Origin of the sequence: Mesotoga sp. HF07.pep.5.2.highcov, assembly GCF_003666285.1 — a bacterium.
Lineage (GTDB): Bacteria > Thermotogota > Thermotogae > Petrotogales > Kosmotogaceae > Mesotoga > Mesotoga prima.
Genome location: NZ_JFHJ01000676.1, coordinates 1 through 1,949, shown reverse-complemented (window position 1 = coordinate 1,949; position 1,949 = coordinate 1). Strand labels below are relative to the sequence as shown.

The 1,949-nt window shown below is 46.8% G+C and carries 2 protein-coding genes; one reads left to right on the top strand and one right to left on the bottom strand.

What is annotated here, in order from left to right; translation table 11 throughout:
* On the bottom strand, positions 1-530 hold a 530-nt coding region (locus tag BG32_RS14505; RefSeq protein WP_147435089.1), incomplete at its 3' end, for an MFS transporter.
* Between the two features lie 283 nt (positions 531-813).
* Between BG32_RS14505 and BG32_RS14500 the strand changes: the two genes are divergently transcribed.
* Complete coding sequence (locus BG32_RS14500; protein ID WP_121527028.1) at positions 814-1,803, top strand: tripartite tricarboxylate transporter substrate binding protein; 990 nt, start codon at positions 814-816, stop codon at positions 1,801-1,803.
* Positions 1,804-1,949 lie beyond the last annotated feature (146 nt).

The window sequence follows — 1,949 nt, the reverse complement described above, 5'->3', positions numbered from 1 at the left end:
GCGAGAAAGACGAAGACATTTCTTCTGCCAAACTCGTCGAGAGCAAAGGCAAGAGGAGCGACTGAAATCACCGCGCCAAAGTTCCCAAGAGTGTAAGTGATTCCCGAAAAGAATGAGTATTTGTCTCTGTGAAAGGAGTGCGACTGGTAAACAAGCACTCCGGAAAGCATTGGCGCAAGTCCAAAGCCCGTTAAAAGACGACCTACACCTAGCATCGTCGGATTCGAAGCGAAACCGAAAAGTAGCGCCCCGATTCCGGTTGTAAGCATCCCTAGCGAAACTATCCTAAGCGGTCCAAATCTGTCGTTGAGTGCGCCGCTTATCGGTTGCATGAATGCGTACGCGTAGAAATACAGACTGGAAATGAATCCGACAAGGGAAGCGCTCATTCCCCATTCCGTCGAAATCGCAGGAAGGCTTACAGAAGCGGATACCCTGAAAAAATACGAAAAGAAATATGCCGATACAAGCAGGCAGTATATTGGAATCTTACCCTTATTGTTTGAAATCATGGCTCCTCTTTCACTCATATATTGCCTCCAATATCTGGAAAAGCTTTTCCCAACATCGTGAAATTGCACCGTTTTCCCCATATAATTTGAATTATCTCTTTGAAAACTCAAAGAAGCCTAAGTGAAAAACTCTCGTAAAAAGAACAGTAGCTTTCTTCTTTACTTTTCGTAAATAGTATACATTAAGAGTTTGGTGAAAACAAATATCTGTCTCAGCTTTTTGGAATTTCCCCATCTTATGAAGTATAATCTATCTGATTGAAATGGCAAACGTTTTCCGATTTCGAGGAGGTGGATTGTTGTGAAGAAAGTTCTTCTGTTTTCGCTAGTTCTTGTTATTGCTGCATCAGTTCTTGCATCGTACCCTAACAGGTCAGTAACTCTCGTTATTCCATGGGCGGCCGGCGGGATCACCGACAGAGTGGGAAGGGCATTTGCACCTTATCTCGAGAAGTACCTGGGAGTTCCCGTTGTCGTTCTGAACCAACCAGGCGCTTCCGGAGCAATTGGAACGGATTTTGCTTACTCGAAGCCGGCAGATGGGTACACGCTACTTCTCTCAGCAGAAACTCCAGGAGTCTTCAGAGTTATGGGAACGGGCAAACTTGGCTTCGATAACTTCGAAGGAATCATAATGCTTGTGGAAGATACGAAAGTGGTCGTCGTTCCGGGCAACTCGCCGTACCAGACTATGGATGAACTCGTTGCAGCAATTAAGGAGAACCCCGGAAAGATAAAGATGTCATACTCTGGCCCTGGAGCCAGCGGACACATCCAGGGACTTCTGCTGAAAGAGGTTGGTCTTGATGTTTCCATGACCCCGTTCGGCGGCGGCAGCCCTGCCATGCTCGCAACAATAAGCGGTCAGGTTGATTTCACATTCGGCAACATTGGCACGGTTCTCGATTACTTGAAAACCGGTGATCTGAGAGCCCTTGCCGTATACACAAAGGGAGAGAGATCTCCTGCGATTCCAGATGTTCCTCCAATTGCGGACGCGATTCCCGAAATGGCGCGTTATCTGCCTTTGACATTCCCGAACTGTATTCTTGTAAAGGAAGGAACTCCGCCCGAGATCAAACAGGTTATTCTCGAAGCCGCTCAGAAGGCAGTTCAGGATCCGGGATGGATCGAATTCACCGAGTCAAGCTTCTATAACAGAATGCACGACGTTCAGGGCGACGCTGTTATCGAATACTGGAACCGCTGGACCTCGATCGTTGCATGGCTTCTCTATGACGCCGGAGTGGCTCCCAATAGTCCTGCAGACTTTGGAATAGAGAGATTCTGATCTATCGACGGTAGACTTCGTGTCTACCGTCTTTGGAGGTCATTATGAAAGAAAAAACGAGTGGTAGTCTCAATTTCCAGATGATCGAAGGAATCTTCTTTGCTGTAATCGGTGTCTTCATAATTGTAGTCTCATCTGGGATGAAC